Raw genomic sequence first — 18,731 nt, 5'->3', positions numbered from 1 at the left:
ATGGCCCAGAAAGTAAAAAATGCAGGTTTCGAATGTCTGCTTAGGGTCATTAGCGGACATCGACGGGCTGATAGATCATGTCCGCTTTGCGCCCGAAAGCGGACATGCTCGCCCTTGGACACAACTCCACTTACCGCCGGAGGCGAAGGACGTGTTCCCTCATCCGACCAGAACTATTCCCTGCTCTTCGAGAAAAATTCCCTGTTTTCGCGCTTAGGGAAATAGCGCTGTACCCATTGATCTACATGCAGAAAAGCCGCGACTGAGCTCGCATCTTGCACTTTTGTGGGCAAATTTCCCTGTATTTTCCCGGCTAACAGGGAACGGGCGATAAGAGACGGGTTCGCAGAAGACTGCCCCCACCGCCATGAGCTAAGCTACTCATACAATACACGCTGGTAAGCACTAGGTCCTTGCGAACTGTCTGGCGTTTCTCGGGGCTAGTACGCTGACATCCTCGGGCGCGGTAGCTGGTAACGTTGTCTGGGGCGTAAACTGAGGGTCTCTGCCGCACTGCTTTCCTTATGGCGTGCGTCGGCAGTAGAACCATGTCTGAGATGAGCTTTCGATGCCTAGCAAGTGCACTAGATGACAACGCGAAAACACTTCTAGTGGAAAAGCCGACTTATCGCTCTTCGCGGACAGTGAAGCGTGCGCTGCAGCAATTGGGTTCGTTTCGTTAAACGGTCTCTCTCGCTCGGCTCTCATGCGCCCCTAGGAGGGTGGCGCGCCGTCGCGTTCCTGGCTGACACCGACCAAAGTTCACTCGTTGGACGCGTCCCCAAAGAGATTACCTGTGATCCGAGCGGTATGTAAAAGGCAACGCTGCGTAAGCGCCGAGTAGAACGCGTTCCTATCGACCAGCTTGTGATCCGGTCCGATGGAGACCCTTCAGCCGCTGATGTGTGATTAGCGATGGGCATGAAAAAACCCGGGCGACTTAGGCGCCCGGGTCTTTTGGATGTGCTTCGTGACGCGCAGTTTACGAAACGGGCTTCGTAAAAGCCTTTTCGAAGGGCTTGTACGCATCGCTGGCAGCAGCCTGGTACATCTCACCGATTTTCGAGACCTCAGCCGTCCAGTTTTCATAGGCCTTCTTGGCGTAGTTTGTCTGGATTTCGAGGGCGCGCTCGAGCGACTTAGCTTCAACCAACTGCTCCCAAGCGCGGGTCGCGTTCTCAAAAGAGCTCTTGGTGTAGTCGTTCAATTCCTGGCCGATCGCCTGAAAGCTCTTGGATGCCTCGCCATAAGCGCGGACGACGGCGTCATAGTTGGCCTGACCAGCCTTCTGAAGTTCCTCAGTTGTCTTTTGCAGCGGTTCAAACATTTGGGTTCCTCCTACGGATTAGCGAGGGTTTTCATCCTGATAGGAAAGAATATGGTGCACTGCACAATAGAAGTCAAGAATATTTGTGCGCCGCACTATCAGCGCCTCTGATCCCGCCTGGAATGCTCCCTAATAGGCCCAGAACGATTCCCTGTTCCTCAAGAAAAATACTCTGTTTTCGTGTTTAGGGAAAAGGCGCCCTTCCCTATTGATTTACATGCGGAAAAGCCGCACCGACGGTCGTTTTCAGGGCCTGAATCCGCAGATTTCCGTGTATTTTCCCGCCGAACAGGGAATGGGCGTCAGAGACGGGTTCGCAGATGTCTGCCTCACCGCCATAATCTTTAATGTTTTCCGTTTCTTGGCTGATCCCAAGACTTATTGCAACGTCAGCCTGAAGTCGCGCAAGCACGGGTTCGCAAACGTGAGCAGAACAGACTATGCTCCCAGTGTCTGCTTTGAGGGGTAAAACGGACCCCTCTGATCCTCTCAATACTCTCGGCTAGCGACCCAAAGCGGACATGCTTGTGGATGTGTCCGCGTATGCCGGCAGTTTGTTGGCATCGGCGACGGGTCGAAACATACGACGATATTGCCCTGGCGTCAGACCCGTACTCCGCCGAAAGAGTCTACGGAAAAAAGCTATGTTCTCGTATCCGATGCGGTTCGAAATATCCTCTATCGGGAACGTCTCGGTTTCGAGAAGACGCTTTGCTTCTTCAAGGCGAAGGTTCTGGATGTATTGGATCAGTGTCGCCCCGGTAGCCGTTTTGAAACGTCGCTTCAGTGTTCTTTCCGGTATCTTCGCTCTGTCTACTGCGCTGGCTAATACGCCCGGCTCACAGTAATGGTCCTCCAACCAATCCTCGCACGACCGGACGACCGAGTCGGCGTGCGATTGGCGGCGCACGAGGCTTGCGTAGGGAAGCTGGCCTTCGCTGTGCCATTTTAGGAGATAGACCTTCGCGATACGCAAGGCCTCACCTGGACTGCAGTAACGGGAAATGATGTGGATGGCGAGGTCGTGCCACGACGTAGTTCCACCGGCGGTGACAATCCGGCCGGCCGAGTCAGCAAAAGCAAGGTTCGGTTCGGCTCTGAAATGCACGTCCGGATAGCTCGTACGGAACAAGTCTTCATAGCCCCAATGAGACGTCGCCTCCCGCCCAGCCAGCAAGCCACTGGCGGCCAACAAAATCGAACCGGAACACGCCGAGTAGATGGAACTGCCAGACTTGTAGCGGCGGCGGATCCAGTCGAGCAATTCGGGGTAACGCCCCCGCATATCGTCGTCTGGCGCGAGCCACATCTCCGGCAAGATCACAATGTCTGCTGACGGGTCCGACTGGAGCCCGACATCCGGATGGATTGGAATCCCATGGCCGCAGACAAAGGGCGCCACGGATAGCGATACGATCCTCGGCTTGATCAAATGGCCTGAGGACTCGCGACCGACAAGCTGCTGCCAGATCTGACCTGTGGATGCCAGGACGTCGATCATGCCGTACAGCGCTGAACCTGCCGTTTCGGGTACAGCCACGATCAAGGCCTCCACGGCCGATGGGCTCTTCTTGTCCATGTCTCTCAGCCTGTTCTTATTTTGGCACAAATAGACCTTTTTTGGAGAAAATCGATCTGACCGTCGTCATTGTCCATCTCTATTTTTTGCCTATACGCGGGAGCGGCGATCCTGTCGTTTCAAAAAAGGCGATGCAAGCCGCTGATATTTAGGAGACAAAACTATGACGGACCCACAAATGGCATCAAACAACCAGACCGAAATCAACGGCCTCGATGTCCAAGCCGCTCGAGAGACTATCGACGCTATCAAAGCGGATGCGGCGCTCGCCAAGTTCCAGTTTCGGGCCAAAAACTCCTGGATCACCGGCGGAATGAACCGCTCGACGATTCGCGACTTTTACGGCGTCGGACGCGAGGATGACTCACGCACCGCGGACTTTGTTTTCACCAACGGCGAGCCACCCGTATTGCTCGGGAATAACGAGGGTGGCAACCCCGTCGAGTTTCTGCTCCACGCTCTGGCAGGATGCGTGACGACCACGTTCGTACTTCACGCCATGGCGCGGGGAATCCATGTGAAAGAGCTGTCGACTCAGCTTGAAGGCGATTTGGATTTGCGAGGACTTCTCGGGCTCGACGATACGGTATCGCCTGGCTATGAGGAAATCCGGATCAAGCTGACTGTTGAAGCCGATTGTCCGGATCACGAGCTCGAGGACCTTATGACCTATGCCAAGCAGCATTCACCCGTTTGCAATACCGTCTGTCGCCCTGTGCCTGTAAAGATCACGCGTATAAGGGCGAAGTGATTTTGGGGCTCAGTGTCAAACCAGACAGCTCCCCGTGATCTAGCCGCGGGGAGCTTTCGTCGCGGGAACCGATTTCCGCCTCGAGCACTAAGCAGCCCTCAATCGTCGGGCCGGGGATGTCGGGTTAATGGCGTAAACCAGACGTGCCCACGTAGACGGGTAAGGGCTGCTAATGACCTAAAGCAGACATGCGCTCAGTTAGAAAACCTGACTGTCGTGCCGTTTGACTCAGATATGACCTTCTAGTCAGGTTGGGCCCCTGGGCTGAGCAAGGGAGCCAGAGAAATAGTGCGAACGGCCATTTCATCGAAAGACGAGGTCTCATGCCACCTCTGGCGACTCAAACTAAACTTCCTCACTCTGGTCTTGTCCTGCGTGACAGGCAGTATGGTCATGGCCCAGGACGATGTGCCCGGAGTCTCCCCGGCTGACCGATCTTATTCGCCCTATCCGGAGCAAGAATTTCCGAACCAAGTATTGTTCGGCGATACGCACCTACATACATCGTATTCGGCCGATGCAGGTATGGTCGGCAATACACTTGGACCCGACCAGGCTTATCGCTTTGCGAAAGGTGAGTTGGTCACCTCGTCCACGGGCCTCCCGACGCGGCTCGCGAGGCCCTTAGACTTTCTCGTGGTTGCCGACCATGCGGAGAACCTTGGGCTGGCTCCTTTGCTCGCTGCGAAGGACCCTGCGTTGCTTGCAACTGATTTCGGCCGAAAGCTCAGCACAGCCGTGGAGTCGGGCGATGCGGCTGGCGCGTGGGCCATCTGGTCCAAGGCAAAATCGACGGGGAAGGACCCCCTTGCGGGGCAAGAGGAGATCTACCGCAGCGCCTGGTCGCACATCACTGATCTTGCCGAACGCCACAACCAGCCGGGCCAGTTTACGGCCTTGATCGGCTTCGAGTGGACTTCTAACCCCGATCGGAACAACTTGCACCGGAATGTGATATTCCGCGGTGGCAAAGAGACAGCAGACACGATCATCCCCTTCTCGAACTTCGACTCATTTGATCCTGAGGATCTGTGGACGTGGATAGAGACCTACGAGAAGAATACCGGCGATAGGCTTCTCGCAATTCCGCACAACGGCAACCTGTCAAATGGGCTCATGTTCGACGACGTTACTCTGACCTCGAAGCAGCCGCTGGATCGGAGCTACGCCGAACGACGCGCACGGTGGGAACCTCTATACGAGGTGACGCAAATGAAAGGGACGAGCGAGGCACACCCGTCGTTATCGACGAGGGACGAGTTTGCGGACTTCGAGGTTTGGGACAAGGGCCAACTCGGTCCTGCGCCCAAGACGCCTGACATGCTGCCGCGAGAGTATGCCCGTGAGGCTCTAAAGCGCGGTCTGGCCTACGAAGGTAAACTCGGAATTAATCCCTTCAAGTTCGGTCTGATCGGGTCAACGGACTCGCACACTTCTCTCGCGACAACAACGGAAGACAACTTCTTTGGCAAGGTCGCGGCCGTAGAACCCACCACCGATCCCATCCGCTTCGATGAAGTCATCGGCGGGATCGGCGGGAAGCCCGAGGTTGCTCAATACGCGCGCCAGACATCTGCCTCTGGACTTGCTGGCGTATGGGCTCGGGAGAACACTCGCGAAGCGATCTGGGACGCCTTGGCTCGTAAGGAGGTATTCGCGACTACGGGCACAAGACTCAGGGTGCGCTTTTTTGGTGGATGGGACTTCACGGAGAACGACCTCGACCGTTCCGACTTCGCCAAGCACGGCTACGAAAAGGGCATCCCTATGGGAGGCGATCTTAGCGCGGCCCCGGAAGGCAAAATGCCAACGTTCTTGATACGTGCCATTCGCGACGTTGACGGCGCGAACCTCGACCGCGTCCAGATCATCAAAGGTTGGATCGATACCGGTGGCGAAGCCCAGGAAAAGATCTACGACCTCGCTTGGTCGGGCGACCGTACTCCGAATAACAATGGCGTGCTCCCGCCGATCGGGAACACGGTCGATGCCGAGAACGCGAGCTACACAAATTCTATTGGCGCGCCAGCGCTCGAGGCGTTCTGGACCGACCCCGACTTCGACGCTTCCAAGCGTGCGTTCTACTATGTCCGCGTCCTCGAAATACCTACGCCGCGCTGGACGACCTACGACGCTAAGTTCTTCGGGGTGAAGCGGCCCGAGGATATCCCGGCCAGCATCCAAGAGCGCGCCTACACCTCACCGATCTGGTATACGCCATAACAGGGGTCACGATGTCCGCTTTTGGCACATAGCAGACATGAGCATGCGGGCCCGTGACGTCCGGCTTCTACCCCTAAGCAGACATCAGATCTTTTGAGAAAGGCCCTCCCCGGCCACCAAACTGTTGGATGATAAAATCTCGCAGTTGCTAATTGAGCCAGAGCTTAGGAAAACCTTGTGGACACAAATACTCCCGCAGCGCGCTCAGCAAGTTCGCAGGTTGAGAACGAGCCGCTCGCCTGAACAGGATTAATCGCGGCAGCCAGCCTTAGACTTGGTTCCATCAGGCATGATTGCGTCGCAAAGGTTGGCCTTGCGCAGATCCGCGTTCTTCAGTTTTGTGCCCCTCAAATTTGCACTTTGCAGATTCGCACCGACGAGGTTTGCCTCGGACAGGTTCGCACCTTCTAGATCTGCGCCCGTCAGATTTGCTTCTTCGAGATTTGCACCCTGAAGGTTTGCGCCTCTTAGGATTGAACCTCCGGCATTGGCACGCAGTCCGATCTCTCGGTCAGATCCCCAAAAGAAGGAGAGCGACAGGTCCGCCTGGCGCATATTAGCTTGCCGGAGATCCGCCTTCTCCAGGTCAACCCCAATTAGAATGGCTCCCTGAAGGTTCGCGCCTCGAAGATCCTCGCCAAACAAATCGGCTTCTGAAAGATCACACTTTGGGCATTGCTTCGTGTACTTCACCTGATCGACTCTGACAGGATCGAACGCCAGTGCAGGGGATAAGAAGCCGGCAACGAACAACCACGAAGATGCAATCCGCTTTAGCATTACACCATGGTCAGATGCCGATTAGGTTCGATCAACTGAAACGATCTCATCTGCACTGGCCACGAGGATACCTAACCATAGCGACCACTCCCATCTGGAACGCAGTCAGCTGCCAACGGTGCGCAGCCGCGCAACGACTGCTTTGTGCTCGCAAGCAAACATCTGCCGCTCCGGCATCGACGTCCGCTATGAGCCAAGAGCGGACATCCTCGCTCGCCTGAAACCTTCTCAAGTCCTGTTGATGCGACTTTGTTGATCATTTACCCGGTGAGCAGCAATAGGGAACCTCCTAGCTCCTATTGTCGAATTCTGGGCAATTCCCCATGGCCCTGGCAGCGTTGCACGTTGCCAGGGCCTTTCTTGTACTCAGTAGTACCGACAGTAGATCCGGCTGAGCTGAATTTGTCCGCGCCCTTCTTTTGGAATGAAATTTACTCACCTCGGCCAAACAACACGAGGTAGCTGCTACTCTCTAAAGTCTTAAAGTCAGAGTGATCTGTGCCAGCCTACATGCGCTATATTGCTCTCGCTATTGTTGCGATGATGAGTGCGGCGACCGCACAAGCTACTGATAGCCGAGCGCCATGCACCGAAGACGTGATGGTTGTCTTCGACGCCTCCGGCTCGATGGCAGGCAACTTGGTGCAAGGTATATTCAGCGATAGAACCCGCATTGGCGAAGTGCGCGAGGCCTTGGCAGCGGTCCTGCCGAAAGCCGCAAAGCTGCGAAATATTGGTCTCATTACGTACGGTCCCGGCCCATACGCGCAATGCAATGTCCAGCTCAATTTTTCGCCGCTGCCAGACGCCAGTCACCGCATTCTGAATGCCGTGGAAGCGATCGTTCCTGCAGGCAAAACACCTATTGTGAAGGCTGTTCAGCAGGCTATCGACGTTTTGGACTACAAGAATAAGCCAGGCGTTGTCGTATTGCTCACAGATGGTGAGGAAACATGTGGTGGGGCACCTTGCGACTTAGGAAAGAAGATCAAGACCGAAGGCGATATCACAATACACGTGGTCGGCTACCAATTGACAGGCTATCGCTGGACCGGCGCGCAAAGCTACCTTGAGGTCAAATGTCTCTCCGAAGAAACGGGTGGCCTTTATATCACGACGAGGAATCGGCAAGACCTGATCGACGCATTTGAGAAAACACTGACTTGCCCCATTGTGTCGGCGATTGATGCGAATCAGACTGTCCCCATCAGCAAAATGTCGAACGACAGAAGCAAGATTGATTGAAACTCTTGCGCATCATAATTGCATTCGCATTGGTGGTCAGCGCTGCTTCCGCTGCGAAAGCTCAAGGTAGCGTGCTCTACTGCGACTATGTCACGTATCGGGGCAAGCCTTATATGGCCCTCGAAATCCCCATGTCTGGTCCCGACAAGTTCGCCGACTTCGCGCGTGTGAAGCACATCAACAAAGCGACAAAGTACGAAGAGCGCATCAAAACAGTGCAACCAGAGAACGACGAGCTGTACGCGTTCGAAGTCAATGAGGGTAAGAAAAAACTAAAGCTGCAGGTCTTCAACGAGCTGGTCGATAAAGCAGATGCGCTTAAGCGATGGAGTTCAGTGATCACCAGTGGCGCCAACCAGAAGTTCGTGCTGATCGGCGATTGCTATACCCGATAGAGCGGTCGTCTCAATCGGCGCTTTAGATTTGTTAAGTAGCGAGCTGCCTCTATCGCCGTGGTAGTGACTGCGGGCGGGCGCTATTCGGGGGGGCTTATGAGGTCGCAACGAGACGTCAGCGGACGTCCCTCGATGCGTCAGCCAGCCGCCACCGGGCCGAAGATCTCGGCAGCTCCCTCATTTGGCCGCAGGACCTAAATCTTTGGCCTTCTGCCATGCTGAAAAGCCGCCTTCCAGATGCCGAGCACTCGCAAGCCCCGCGTCTCGCGCGCGTTGCACAGCCATGGCCGAGCGTTCGCCGAAAGCACAATAGAAAACCAGCGGCTTCGTGGACCCCAGCTCGCGCAGCACACCGCCTGGCTTGAGCGCATCAGCGAGCCCGTTATAGGACACATGCAGCGACCCGGGGATTTCGCCAGACTTGTTTCTCTCACGGTCTTCGCGGAGGTCAACGAGGGCGATATCTGTTTTTTTCAACTGAGAAGCGAGCTCGGGTGCCTTCAGAGCCCAGCCACGCTTGGCAACCTCATCTTGCGAAAGCCCCACCCGCACATTTGTCGGCACAGCGACGTCCATCATCTTCGGATCTGGCAGATTTAGCTTACTCATGAGGTCAACGTACTCATCGACTGTCGTCACCTGCAGTCGGGGATTGAATGCTCGCTCTTCAGCGATCGTACTGACTGTCTCGCCTTTGTAGTCGTGTGCCGGATAGACAAGCGTATCGTCAGGTAGCTTCAGGAGGCGATTGAAGATGGAGTCATATTGCGCCCGTGCGTCACCATTCTGGAAGTCGGTGCGTCCAGTACCGCGGATCAGCAGCGTATCCCCGGTGAAGACTCGATCATGCAAAGTGAAACTGTAAGAATCATCAGTATGGCCCGGCGTATAAATGACGCCAAGTTGAAGTCCCTCAATGTCGACCGTGTCGCCATCACTAACGCGCATGGACACCACGTCTGCCTGCGTTTGCTCGCCCATAACAGTCACGCAGAGTGTCCGGTCGCGCAGGGCTCCCAAGCCTGTGATGTGGTCTGCATGGAGATGTGTGTCGATCGCCTTGACGAGCTTTACATCTAGTTCGTCGAAGAGCTGTAGATAGCGGTCGACCTTCTCTAGGACAGGGTCAATGATAAGCGCTTCGCCACCCTTCCGACTGGCAAGGATGTAGCTGTAGGTGCTTGAGACCGGTTCAAATAGCTGACGGAAGATCATACCTTGCCTCCTCTGGCCTCCAGGCGTTTGGGCGCATGTTTCTGCAGGGTAAATCTTGCCAAACCAATACCAGCGAGCATTGCCGCAACAAACACAAGTGTGCCCGTAGCCATCAGTGACAGCGACGTGATCGCTGGACCGGGACAAAAGCCGGACAATCCCCACCCTACGCCAAATAGGGCTGGCCCGATGATTAGCCGAGGCTCAAGTTCTGTTGCCGTCGGCAAATGAAACGGTTCGCCTGATAGGGGCGAAGGGTGACGAAAGGCAAATCGATAGCCAAAAAAAGTGACCACCAAAGCCCCGCCCATCACAAAGGCCAGACTCGGATCAAACGTTCCGAATACGTCGAGGAAATTTTGGACCTTGGCGGGATTGGCCATGCCGCCGATGACGAGGCCGAGACCAAACAGAAGTCCTGCGATGAAGCTGATCGTGACACGCAACATTGCTCTTAATCCGCGATTAGATGTCGCACGATGAACACAGTGGCAAAGCCGGCGACCATAAAGACAACCGTTGCCACAAGTGAACGTCGCGAGAGGCGTGCAAGGCCACAGACTCCGTGCCCGCTCGTGCAGCCACCGCCATAAACCGTGCCAAATCCAACGAGCAGACCTGCAACGGCCATCAGCACCACGTTGCTCGATACCGTCTGAGCCACTGGCGCACCGCTCGCAATCGAGTAGCAAATTGGTGCCAAGATGAGCCCTGCTATGAACGCTGCCGCGCCAGCCATGTCTGAGCCCGCGTACGGGGGAAATAGCCGGGCCAATATCCCGCTAATGCCGGCAATCCGCCCGTTGAAGAGCATGAGCAGAACGGCGGCGAGCCCAATTATCGCGCCTCCGATGGTCGAGGCAATCGGCGTGAATGGTGTGACTTCGGCCATTGATCTGTACAACGCTGACTAGCGTGTTCCCTCGACAGTTAGCGACAAAAATCCAAGCATTGGCTGGGCTCAGCCCTTAATAACTTCATCAGCCGGATTTGCCACGTCTGCTTTTGCCCTGCAAGCGGCCATGAGCCGAGAGACGTAGCGGGTAGTAAATCACTCGGATGACCTGCCGCAGGGTAAAGCGACAGAGACTTGGATAGATACCCCTACCAAAGGGCTAGCATCGGTCGTTTTTCCAATCACCCGCAAGCTCGCGACGGAGCGTCAAACTCTTATAGGCACTGAGAACAAGAGCCGAGAGGCCGATCAAGGGCATGAGGAGCGCCTCCGGTGACTTCATGACCCATAAGGTTGCCCCGGTAATGGCGCACCACGAAACGGGAATCACAAAAAGCTCCCAACGAACCCGGTCCGCCGCGAGGAGAACCCCAAGAGTACCAACCACCGTGGGATCAGGCGCCAAGCCGAGCAGCTCCATGCCCGACCACTCTCTGTCAAGTAGGGGTCCGATCAAGGGTTGAAAAACGAGCGCGAAGAAGAACAAGGCGATCCCTGTCTTCCCGATTAAAGTCCTGGCACCATCGAATGTGATATGCCCGCCAACTAGCCCGACCAAGGCCAGCAAGCAAGCCTGTACGAGGAAACCCAGCGCAAAGTACGGGGCTGCCAAATTTATCGCCGCGTAGCGGCCGATGAAGTAACCCCAGGCGACGAATAACCAGAAGAGAGCCAAAAGAGAGGCGATGACCCGCCCCCGCCAACGGGGTCCTGTAAACATCAAGATCGCCGTCGTTACGCTGGCGGCGAGCGTCAAGACCTGCACCGGCCAGAGACTCGTGTTGTAGAGCTCAAACAGCCGATAATATGTCTGCGGCGCAAACATGAGCAGGTCCGATAGCTGATACGCCCACCACTCGGACATCAGAGCTCACGAATGTAAGCGACCATGCGCTGGCGCATCTCTTCATCGGGAAGAGGGGCACGCGCTGACTCAAGATTTTCGCAGACGTGATCCACTCTTGTGGTCGCAGGTATGGCGCACGTTACGGCAGGATGCGCGATTACGAACTTTAGAAGGAATTGCGCCCAGCTCGCAGCGCCGATCTCACCCGCCCAGTCGGGGAGTTTCTCCTCTTCGAAGCGGTGGATCAGTTCCTTTCGGCGAAATGGGCGATTGGCAATAACGGCAACACCCTTCTCTTGCGCGAGGGGAAGCAGACGGTCCTCCACCTGTCGGTCGGCGATGTTGTAAGTGAGCTGGACAAAGTCGAGCTCATGTTTGCGCATGATGTCCTCGAGCTCGTCATGACGGCGACCATGCGACGTGGTAATACCGACATAGCGCAGCTTCCCTTCATCCTTCATAGCCTTGAGCGTATCTAGGTGCGCTTCCCAGGCCACAAGATTGTGCACTTGCAATAGGTCGAAACGATCGATCCCCCAAAGTGCACGCGTTCGTTCGATTTGCTCTGGCCCCTCATCGCCATTGGCTATCCAAACTTTATCCGTCGCAAAAACGTTCGCTGCGTTGCCGGTCTTTCGCAAGCAGTAACCAATGACTTCCTGTGCGGATCCGTACATGGGGGAGGAATCGATCATACGACCGCCGCAATCGAAGAATGCCCGCATGACTTCGGCACTGGAGTGGCGCGCTACAGGATCGTCGCCGACATTGAAAGTAATCCAACTGCCCAGCCCGACGATAGGCAGTGCTTGGCCTGAGGACGGAATCGTCCTGGTGAGCGGGGCAACCTGTGCTCGAACAAATTTCGGAACGAGCGCCGAAAGGCTTCCAATGGCAATCGATCCAACAAGCTGACGACGGTTCAGCTGCATGCTTACTCCCGGGGTTTCGCGGCTGCCTTCATGGATAAACCGGATCCCGTTTACCAAGCCACCGCTTTCTTATCTATCACGCACGGCTGCCGAGATCAGCACGGGACCACTCTTGGCCCCGATGCGCCACGAGCAATCGTCGGCATTAGATGCAACCAAGAACGCACTAAGGTGTTCGACGAACTGATCGGGACTATTGCTAGAACAGCAGCGAGCAGCAGGCTGCCCAAGAGGCAGGGAAAAGTACCAGTCTTCTCCAACCCGATCAGAGCGAGGCTGTCATGTAACCCTTCATCCAGTCCAAGCTCTGAATCCTAAACCTGCGCACTCAAATGGACTTCGACATGCAAGCTTCGTGTCACGTAGGCGTCAACTAAGAGGTCGAGGAAGTCAGGTTAAGGCTGCAAACTGGAGTCCCGAGGTTGCCTGCCGGTGTTAGTCTTGACCCAAAGCGGGCATATCGCCTCGTTAGGCAATGACCGCAGAATAGATCCCGGATAAGCTACGTAGCGCGTCGTGAGAAGAGCGATTTGTTGGAGGATGCATGATATGAAAAGAGGCTTCGGCCTGAGCTTGCTTTTGGCCGCCATGTTGTTCGCGGATGCGGCGCGAGCCGAAGATAGCTGCACCAAGATCGTTGCGACCGGCCATCCGGACTATCCCGTGATGGCTTACAAAGACGGCAGCCTTATCAGCGGTGCGGCGCCGCTGTTGATCGGAGAGATCGCTGAGAAGCTCCAGATACCGTTTGAATCGAGATACATGGGCTCGTGGTCCGACGCGCAGTCAGCAACGCGTGCCGGCGACGCCGACATGATCATTGGTGTATATTACAACGACGAACGGAACGAGTATCTCGAATACGTCGACCCGCCGTTCGTTTACGATCCAGTCCAGATTTTTGTCGCAAGCGACCAGACGTTCGAGTTCCAGGGACAGGACGATCTCATTGGCAAGATGGGTATTGCGACTGAAGGCGAAAGTTTCGGAACGACATTCGACGCCTTCCTGAAGGATAAACTCACCGTTACACGAGTGGCCGGACTCCAGGCCGCTTTCGATGCGCTTATGTCAGGCGACGCCGACTACGTAATCGCAGGCTTCTATCCGGCGACCGCAGAGCTAGCGCGGCTCGGCCTTGGCGAACAGATTCAGCCATTGGAGCCGGAGCTAGTTTCCGAGGAGCTGTTCGTAGCTTTCTCAAAAAAGTCTCCTTGCGTCGCTCTCTCTTCTCAGTTTGGCAAAGGCATCACGGACCTGACCGAGGATGGCCGCTTTCGAGAGCTCGTCCGCAACGCGCTGAGGAAATGGGATACCGATGAGAGCGCTGAGGAGTAAGAAAACAACTGGTTTGTCCCGAGTTGGCTTCGTTCAGGTACTTCGCGGACCTCAATGCCGAGGCGAGGCATGGCAGCTTGGGGGTGCAAACCGGATTGCAGCAAACGTGCTTTTCTTCAGCTCCGTTTAGGAACCGAATTGCGGCTCAGGTAGACCTCGAACGCCAAGATCATGGATGGCAAATTGACTACCGGGCTTCGGATCTCGGGCGAGCTCAGCGCTGCTCAAAAAAGACCGCTGCGACGTGACAAAAAGCGTCTCATAGTTTTTTCCGCCGAACGCAACGCAAGTGGGACTGCGGACTGGCATGTGAATCTCCCGGTCAAGTCGGCCATTCGCATCAACGCGCAGAATCTTGCCACCTAGATTCAACGCAAACCAATAGTACCCTTCGCTATCGACTGTGGCGCCGTCGACAATTGCAGGCTTGCGGTCTTCGACAGAAAAGAACGGCCGACGGTTGGATATGCAGCCATTGTCAATATCAAAGTCGAAAACGTAAATCATGCCCCCCGAAGGTCTCGCCAAAATATATCCGCGTGTCTTGCGGATCGAAGGCGATCCCATTGCTAACGACGAAGGAAAAATCCTCGTCGGCCTCACGGCACGTGAAGTCGAGCTCGAGGCAATGGATGTGCGCCGCTTTGGTAGTCAGCTTTGTGTTCATACTTCCGCACCAAAACCGTCCGCGACCGTCGATCTTCCCGTCGTTGAGCCGGTTGTGCGGCTTATCCGGCTCCGGATCGATGACTTTATCGAATTCACCGGTTCTGAGATCGATGGTGCAGAAACCGGAATTGGCGCCGCAAACCAACCCTCCCCAGGTCGGAGCCCAAAAGACCCGACCTGTTCCGGCATTGGCCAGGTTGTGCGTTGCCCGGTCTCGACATTCAACCTATGAATTGACGGACGCCGCGAACCAGCCAGATCGATTGCGGGTCCAACATGATCCGCCCAATAGACTGAGGCTTCTTCGGCAACCCAAATCGGCGTCTCGCCTAGACCATCATCGCACTCCCAAATACACTCGATTTCCAACATCGCATTGCTCCGCCCAACCGCCATGTCCGCTCTCAACACTCAGAGACTACGTAACTTCCCTCGGGCGTTGGGGGTGGTTAGTGTGCGTTGCTTCGACCCCGTATGTCAGCAACGGGGCCATAGCGGACCGACAACCATTTTCAATTGAACTAGGCGCGATCGTCGTCTGCACCATCGATGCTGTTGCTCTGCTCGTCACTCAAAACGAGTGTCAGTTCATCGCGTAGAATGCGATTCAGCGCCTCTATATGCTTTTCAGCCTTCACGAGCGAATTGCGGGCCTCATTGGCCGACGGCCCTTGCTCAAGTGATGTGAGAGCCTCCTCATAGCGCCGATGAAGCGCTCCATTGACCACCATCATCTTCCCAAGCAGCGTGGCCTGAAGGGTCACAAGCTCTTCCATAGTGAGCATATCGGGAGTGGCGTGCGCTAGGCGCTCTTCCCGAAGAAAATGCGTCCACCAGTTCAACGCCTATCTCCTTCTGCGGACTCGTTGGTCGAATGACCGACTCAACTTCAAACCTACAACCTGTCTTCAGTCTCAGATCTGTTGGTGCTCGATGCACATCTAATCGATGTCATAGGTCTCAGGATCCGGCTCATCTGCCCCCGGCGTGCCAGTCTCACGGGTTGAGGCGGGTGAGTCCTCGAGGTCTGGAAGTGAGGCGCGGAGATAAGCCACGACCGCGAAGATCTGCTCCTCTGACAGCTGATCTTTGAATGCGGGCATCGAAGTGCCGAACGGCTTCCCGCCTTCAGCGATACTCCATAAAAGGTACTGATCTATGGCGAACGACTGGCCCACCAAATACGCGAGCATTGCCGGAGAGGGCTTTAGAGCTTGAGAGAGATCTCCGTTTCCTAGGCCTAACCTGCCGTGACATTGTCGGCAGTGGACCGCATAGAGTTTGCCACCCTCCACAATACCCCGGACCGTGTAGCCCACCGTATTCTCTGCATTCATATATTCCTCGGGAACATTTCCGTCCCTAAACGCTGAAAACCGCCGCATCCGCTGTCTTTGGTCGACGTCAAGACTTTCCAAGGCGCTCTCAAGACCAAGGGGCCGTTGGCCGGCGGTGGTATGTGGGGCCACATCTGTGTTGGGCGGCGTATCTTCGCAGCAAGCAGCGACCGGAAGCGCGATTAGCAGCCCCATCACAATGAGAAATACATGGGCACTCGGCATAGGCGTTGTCTTTCGGACAAGGCGTTTGACATTGACCAAGACTGTCGGACCAAACCAGACGAGACCTTGCTTCAGATCAAAGGTCGGTGACGCGCAATCTCGGCGGCCCTCATCAACGGTCCTGAGGCTGCGCTTTTGTTGGTCGCCCGAGTTGGCCCGCGAGCCAATACTGCTACACTCCGCCGGTCCCAAGCGAGACAACCTAGGAGGTACAAGGTGCTTACTTTCGGCTTACAAAGAGCGACACTGCTCGTCGCAGGTTGCATCCTGCTGTCGCTTGCGTTTGTCGGGCACGCCGAAACTCGAGACCCCAAGCTAGACGAAGCACGAAGCGAGGTTCGGAGCCAGAATGTACAAGCACGAAAACGGAGGGCTGCTCAGGTGAAACGAAAGGCTTCTGTCGAAGAGGAACCTTTCTGCATCAGACCTTTCGAGTACCCGCGCAAGGCTCGCTAGACGCCGCCGAAGTGGCGCTTGCCTGCATTCACGCGAAGGACTGGAACGCGGACGTTACATGAGATTGACAATATTGCTGACGGCCATAGCAGTGTGGGCCTCGCATGTAGCGCTGGCCGAAGATGTCATGATCGAGGACTTTGAAAGCCAACCTGAGGCCCGGTGGCAGTTTATCGCTGACACGGTTATGGGTGGAGTCTCCACTGGACGGGTTGAGTTTGTTTATGGCGAAGGAGACGCCTACGCCCGCATGACAGGGCGTGTTAGCACAGCAAACAACGGCGGGTTTATCCAGTTCCGGATGGAACTACCTCGGGCGCTCCCCCAAGATGCAGTGGGTCTACGCCTAGTCGTCTACGGAAATGACCAGCGCTACTTCGTACACCTGCGGACCGGCGGCACTCTTATGCCCTGGCAGTACTACCAAGCTGGCTTCGACGCCACAAAGGAGTGGTCTGAGGTGCGTTTGCCATTCAAAGCCTTCAAGCCTTCCAGCCGGTTCCTTCGAAGGACACCAAAGCCTGAAGCCATCAAATCGATTGGTGTTGTGGCCTTTGGTCGTGACCATCAAGCTGAGATCGGCGTACGTGAAGTCAGCTACTATTAGCTCTCAACGCACGCTGGGAGCCGCGCTCGCGTCTGACCATAGAGCCAATCCGTTGGCCTGATGGGACGTCACCAGTAACTCGAGCATTGGCGCTCTGATGACGGACGCTCGCGAACCGGCATTGGCCGTGGCTGGAACCCCACCCTTTCGAATTCGTTGATCTGTCTCTGTGCGACTGCTTCTCACGGGGCACGAGGCAACAGAGCAACAACACTAGAGATAGGGAGATCCCCCATGAACAAGAAATCCTGGAGCACAATTGCAATCGCCGCAGCAATCAGCGTTTCGGCCGGCTCAAGCTTTGCCATGCAAGTTGAGTATGAGAAGACCAAGACGCATGGAGCTTCCTACCAGATGCTTGCCGAAACCCAGGGCATGGAGCGGCGGCAGGATAGACGCGACGTTCGACAGGATGCCCGACAGGAAGAAGGGCTTGTCGGAAAGGACAAGCGCGATGCGAAGCAAGAAGGCCGGCAAGACGCCCGAGAAGACCGCCAAGACGGCGACAACTAGCACGACAATTACGCCGAACCCGGATGACCCGCCGCGATGCTGGCGGGTCATTCTCTGGACAGGCAGCGTTAATACGAGACACCTCATCCGCCCATTCCGCCAAGCCTGCAAATCGCTGGTGCAAGAGCCGGGGCTACCTTCTCAGGCGCCCCGGGGAGCGAAGCACTGGCAGGCAACCACCTCAACCAAGCTCGTGTTGGTAAGTCGTCCCACGGAACGTTCCTGAAACTCGACCGAAGACGCGGTTCTGCAAAAGTTCGACGAACAGGTCGCCGAACCGCGGAGAGATTGCCTCAGCAAACATCAACAGCCGTGGTTGCCAAGGGACGACAATTCTCGCCGAGTTCCGACGTATGCCTCTAACAACCGCTCGCGCAACCTGTTCGACAGGTATCGGCGACAACGATCGAAACGCCGGCGGCATATCCTCAGGCCGCGCATCAGCCAACAAGGGGGTCTGGGTCAGCGCCGGGTGAATCGTCGACACATGAATGTTGGTGCCCTTCAGCTCTTGGCGGAGTGCGCTCGTATAGCCATCGATGGCATGCATGATGCTGGAATACCCGCCGAAGCCAGCAAAGGCCTTCCTGCCGACGACGGAGGACATATTCAGAATATGGCCAGACCGCTGCTGTCTCATGATGGGCAGCACTGCTCGAACCATTCGCGCCGCTCCAAGGTAATCCGTCTCGAACATCTCTCGCGTCTTGTCCTCGAAGTCGACGCTGTCAGCCCGGCCGACGAAGGACTTGCCAGCATTATTGAAGAAGACATCGATACGACCGTATTCACTGACGACCTTATCAACGGCCGCTTGAACCGACTCCGGTGAGGAAACATCTGTTGGCACGACGAGCGCAGTACCACCGCGCTTGCGGACTTCTTGCGCCACTGCCTCAAGCTTGGAACGGGAACGGGATAGAAGAGCCAACTTCGCGCCCTCACCGGCAAAAGCGAGTGCCGTTGAGCGTCCGATACCGCTTGATGCGCCGGTGATTGCTACCACGTTGTTTGCAATAGTTTTCTTCATGACATTCTCCTTCCACATTAGTGTATATACACGTTATGCTGCAAAAAATTTTAGGTGTCTGCGGCGTCGCGTATCTCTTGCAACTCAAGCCTAAGGGAGTCCCAGCGATTTCGACCGAAGCGTTTCAGGATCTTGGCCTGAGCGCTACGCCATAGCGGTGTTGCCTGACTAAGGCGCGACCTGCCCTTTGCCGAAAGGGTGACGATCTTCGAGCGAGCGTCCTTCCCGGATCCCACGGCAATAAGCCCTTCACGCTCCATGATCCGAAGGTTGCGGGTCAGAGTGGTGCGATCCAGGTCAAGCAGCC

General features: G+C 55.9%; 21 protein-coding genes and 1 pseudogene. 7 read left to right on the top strand and 15 right to left on the bottom strand.

The features are described 5' to 3' along the window. Window positions 1-982: 982 nt before the first annotated feature. Window positions 983-1,327 carry a phasin family protein gene (locus AC33YF_RS09230; protein ID WP_491776913.1) on the bottom strand — a complete coding sequence of 115 codons (345 nt, stop codon included), beginning with the start codon at window positions 1,325-1,327 and terminating at the stop codon, window positions 983-985. A gap of 502 nt (window positions 1,328-1,829) precedes the next feature. After that, window positions 1,830-2,906, bottom strand: coding sequence for a GlxA family transcriptional regulator (locus AC33YF_RS09225; protein ID WP_491776912.1), 1,077 nt, complete (start codon window positions 2,904-2,906; stop codon window positions 1,830-1,832). Window positions 2,907-3,069: 163 nt separating this feature from the next. Here AC33YF_RS09225 and AC33YF_RS09220 point away from each other — a divergent pair, with 163 nt between their 5' ends. Both AC33YF_RS09220 and AC33YF_RS09215 read left to right on the top strand, forming a co-directional pair. Beyond that, window positions 3,070-3,657: an OsmC family protein gene (locus tag AC33YF_RS09220; protein WP_491776911.1), complete on the top strand. Its 588-nt coding sequence runs from the start codon at window positions 3,070-3,072 to the stop codon at window positions 3,655-3,657. A 288-nt stretch (window positions 3,658-3,945) separates the two neighbouring features. After that, window positions 3,946-5,880, top strand: a complete 1,935-nt coding sequence (locus tag AC33YF_RS09215; protein WP_491776910.1) for a DUF3604 domain-containing protein — start codon at window positions 3,946-3,948, stop codon at window positions 5,878-5,880. 249 nt (window positions 5,881-6,129) lie between these two features. Here AC33YF_RS09215 and AC33YF_RS09210 read toward each other — a convergent pair whose 3' ends face one another. After that, window positions 6,130-6,660, bottom strand: a complete 531-nt coding sequence (locus AC33YF_RS09210; protein ID WP_491776909.1) for a pentapeptide repeat-containing protein — start codon at window positions 6,658-6,660, stop codon at window positions 6,130-6,132. A gap of 510 nt (window positions 6,661-7,170) precedes the next feature. Between AC33YF_RS09210 and AC33YF_RS09205 the strand changes: the two genes are divergently transcribed. Further along, window positions 7,171-7,905, top strand: a complete 735-nt coding sequence (locus AC33YF_RS09205) for a vWA domain-containing protein (RefSeq protein WP_491776908.1) — start codon at window positions 7,171-7,173, stop codon at window positions 7,903-7,905. Between the two features lie 5 nt (window positions 7,906-7,910). Next, window positions 7,911-8,300: a hypothetical protein gene (locus AC33YF_RS09200; protein WP_491776907.1), complete on the top strand. Its 390-nt coding sequence runs from the start codon at window positions 7,911-7,913 to the stop codon at window positions 8,298-8,300. A 177-nt stretch (window positions 8,301-8,477) separates the two neighbouring features. Here AC33YF_RS09200 and AC33YF_RS09195 read toward each other — a convergent pair whose 3' ends face one another. The 5 genes from AC33YF_RS09195 to AC33YF_RS09175 all read right to left on the bottom strand — a co-directional run bounded on the left by AC33YF_RS09195 (window position 8,478) and on the right by AC33YF_RS09175 (window position 12,249). Continuing rightward, a complete protein-coding gene (locus AC33YF_RS09195; protein WP_491776906.1) occupies window positions 8,478-9,515 on the bottom strand; it encodes an MBL fold metallo-hydrolase in 1,038 nt (345 codons plus the stop codon). Further along, window positions 9,512-9,964, bottom strand: a complete 453-nt coding sequence (locus AC33YF_RS09190) for a DUF6691 family protein (RefSeq protein ID WP_491776905.1) — start codon at window positions 9,962-9,964, stop codon at window positions 9,512-9,514. Before AC33YF_RS09190 ends, AC33YF_RS09195 begins: the two co-directional genes overlap by 4 nt. Window positions 9,965-9,969: 5 nt before the next feature. Continuing rightward, the gene (locus tag AC33YF_RS09185) at window positions 9,970-10,407 is read right to left on the bottom strand and encodes a YeeE/YedE family protein (RefSeq protein ID WP_491776904.1); all 438 of its coding nucleotides are present in this window, start codon (window positions 10,405-10,407) and stop codon (window positions 9,970-9,972) included. A gap of 223 nt (window positions 10,408-10,630) precedes the next feature. Continuing rightward, complete coding sequence (locus tag AC33YF_RS09180) at window positions 10,631-11,335, bottom strand: DUF6064 family protein (protein ID WP_491776903.1); 705 nt, start codon at window positions 11,333-11,335, stop codon at window positions 10,631-10,633. Next, window positions 11,335-12,249, bottom strand: a complete 915-nt coding sequence (locus AC33YF_RS09175) for an aldo/keto reductase (RefSeq protein ID WP_491776902.1) — start codon at window positions 12,247-12,249, stop codon at window positions 11,335-11,337. The genes AC33YF_RS09180 and AC33YF_RS09175 overlap by 1 nt, the downstream gene beginning before the upstream one ends. A 549-nt stretch (window positions 12,250-12,798) precedes the next feature. On the opposite strand from AC33YF_RS09175, the gene AC33YF_RS09170 reads away from it, so the two are divergent. Then, complete coding sequence (locus AC33YF_RS09170) at window positions 12,799-13,587, top strand: substrate-binding periplasmic protein (protein WP_491776901.1); 789 nt, start codon at window positions 12,799-12,801, stop codon at window positions 13,585-13,587. A gap of 126 nt (window positions 13,588-13,713) precedes the next feature. Here the strand turns inward: AC33YF_RS09170 and AC33YF_RS09165 are convergent, their stop codons facing one another. The 5 genes from AC33YF_RS09165 to AC33YF_RS09145 form a co-directional block, all read right to left on the bottom strand. Then, on the bottom strand, window positions 13,714-14,094 hold the full coding sequence (locus tag AC33YF_RS09165; RefSeq protein ID WP_491776900.1) for an SMP-30/gluconolactonase/LRE family protein: 381 nt from the start codon (window positions 14,092-14,094) through the stop codon (window positions 13,714-13,716). Beyond that, window positions 14,072-14,368: an SMP-30/gluconolactonase/LRE family protein gene (locus tag AC33YF_RS09160; RefSeq protein WP_491776914.1), complete on the bottom strand. Its 297-nt coding sequence runs from the start codon at window positions 14,366-14,368 to the stop codon at window positions 14,072-14,074. Before AC33YF_RS09160 ends, AC33YF_RS09165 begins: the two co-directional genes overlap by 23 nt. Further along, window positions 14,251-14,628, bottom strand: coding sequence for an SMP-30/gluconolactonase/LRE family protein (locus AC33YF_RS09155; RefSeq protein WP_491776899.1), 378 nt, complete (start codon window positions 14,626-14,628; stop codon window positions 14,251-14,253). The genes AC33YF_RS09160 and AC33YF_RS09155 overlap by 118 nt, the downstream gene beginning before the upstream one ends. 149 nt (window positions 14,629-14,777) lie before the next feature. After that, on the bottom strand, window positions 14,778-15,098 hold the full coding sequence (locus tag AC33YF_RS09150; protein ID WP_491776898.1) for a hypothetical protein: 321 nt from the start codon (window positions 15,096-15,098) through the stop codon (window positions 14,778-14,780). A gap of 99 nt (window positions 15,099-15,197) precedes the next feature. Continuing rightward, window positions 15,198-15,857, bottom strand: a complete 660-nt coding sequence (locus AC33YF_RS09145) for a c-type cytochrome (protein WP_491776897.1) — start codon at window positions 15,855-15,857, stop codon at window positions 15,198-15,200. A gap of 475 nt (window positions 15,858-16,332) precedes the next feature. Here AC33YF_RS09145 and AC33YF_RS09140 point away from each other — a divergent pair, with 475 nt between their 5' ends. Both AC33YF_RS09140 and AC33YF_RS09135 read left to right on the top strand, forming a co-directional pair. Continuing rightward, on the top strand, window positions 16,333-16,881 hold the full coding sequence (locus AC33YF_RS09140; protein WP_491776896.1) for a CIA30 family protein: 549 nt from the start codon (window positions 16,333-16,335) through the stop codon (window positions 16,879-16,881). Between the two features lie 234 nt (window positions 16,882-17,115). Next, entirely contained in the window at window positions 17,116-17,394 is a 279-nt protein-coding gene (locus AC33YF_RS09135) for a hypothetical protein (protein WP_491776895.1), read from the top strand. 181 nt (window positions 17,395-17,575) lie between these two features. Here the strand turns inward: AC33YF_RS09135 and AC33YF_RS09130 are convergent, their stop codons facing one another. Both AC33YF_RS09130 and AC33YF_RS09125 read right to left on the bottom strand, forming a co-directional pair. Next, entirely contained in the window at window positions 17,576-18,424 is an 849-nt protein-coding gene (locus AC33YF_RS09130; protein ID WP_491776894.1) for an SDR family NAD(P)-dependent oxidoreductase, read from the bottom strand. Between the two features lie 50 nt (window positions 18,425-18,474). Then, a pseudogene (locus tag AC33YF_RS09125) lies at window positions 18,475-18,731 on the bottom strand (hypothetical protein); the annotation flags it as partial.

Source organism: Methyloceanibacter sp., assembly GCF_058506495.1.
Note: the sequence above shows the minus strand (reverse complement) of the source record. Positions and strands in the feature narration are given on the sequence as shown.

What these genes read in the sequence shown, in the direction of transcription:
- AC33YF_RS09230 (WP_491776913.1), bottom strand. Translation starts at nt 1,327, where the DNA reads ATGTTTGAACCGCTGCAAAAGACAACTGAGGAACTTCAGAAGGCTGGT.
- AC33YF_RS09225 (WP_491776912.1), bottom strand. Translation starts at nt 2,906, where the DNA reads ATGGACAAGAAGAGCCCATCGGCCGTGGAGGCCTTGATCGTGGCTGTA.
- AC33YF_RS09220 (WP_491776911.1), top strand. Translation starts at nt 3,070, where the DNA reads ATGACGGACCCACAAATGGCATCAAACAACCAGACCGAAATCAACGGC.
- AC33YF_RS09210 (WP_491776909.1), bottom strand. Translation starts at nt 6,660, where the DNA reads ATGCTAAAGCGGATTGCATCTTCGTGGTTGTTCGTTGCCGGCTTCTTA.
- AC33YF_RS09205 (WP_491776908.1), top strand. Translation starts at nt 7,171, where the DNA reads ATGCGCTATATTGCTCTCGCTATTGTTGCGATGATGAGTGCGGCGACC.
- AC33YF_RS09195 (WP_491776906.1), bottom strand. Translation starts at nt 9,515, where the DNA reads ATGATCTTCCGTCAGCTATTTGAACCGGTCTCAAGCACCTACAGCTAC.
- AC33YF_RS09190 (WP_491776905.1), bottom strand. Translation starts at nt 9,964, where the DNA reads ATGTTGCGTGTCACGATCAGCTTCATCGCAGGACTTCTGTTTGGTCTC.
- AC33YF_RS09185 (WP_491776904.1), bottom strand. Translation starts at nt 10,407, where the DNA reads ATGGCCGAAGTCACACCATTCACGCCGATTGCCTCGACCATCGGAGGC.
- AC33YF_RS09180 (WP_491776903.1), bottom strand. Translation starts at nt 11,335, where the DNA reads ATGTCCGAGTGGTGGGCGTATCAGCTATCGGACCTGCTCATGTTTGCG.
- AC33YF_RS09175 (WP_491776902.1), bottom strand. Translation starts at nt 12,249, where the DNA reads ATGCAGCTGAACCGTCGTCAGCTTGTTGGATCGATTGCCATTGGAAGC.
- AC33YF_RS09170 (WP_491776901.1), top strand. Translation starts at nt 12,799, where the DNA reads ATGAAAAGAGGCTTCGGCCTGAGCTTGCTTTTGGCCGCCATGTTGTTC.
- AC33YF_RS09165 (WP_491776900.1), bottom strand. Translation starts at nt 14,094, where the DNA reads ATGATTTACGTTTTCGACTTTGATATTGACAATGGCTGCATATCCAAC.
- AC33YF_RS09155 (WP_491776899.1), bottom strand. Translation starts at nt 14,628, where the DNA reads ATGTTGGAAATCGAGTGTATTTGGGAGTGCGATGATGGTCTAGGCGAG.
- AC33YF_RS09140 (WP_491776896.1), top strand. Translation starts at nt 16,333, where the DNA reads ATGAGATTGACAATATTGCTGACGGCCATAGCAGTGTGGGCCTCGCAT.
- AC33YF_RS09135 (WP_491776895.1), top strand. Translation starts at nt 17,116, where the DNA reads ATGAACAAGAAATCCTGGAGCACAATTGCAATCGCCGCAGCAATCAGC.
- AC33YF_RS09130 (WP_491776894.1), bottom strand. Translation starts at nt 18,424, where the DNA reads ATGAAGAAAACTATTGCAAACAACGTGGTAGCAATCACCGGCGCATCA.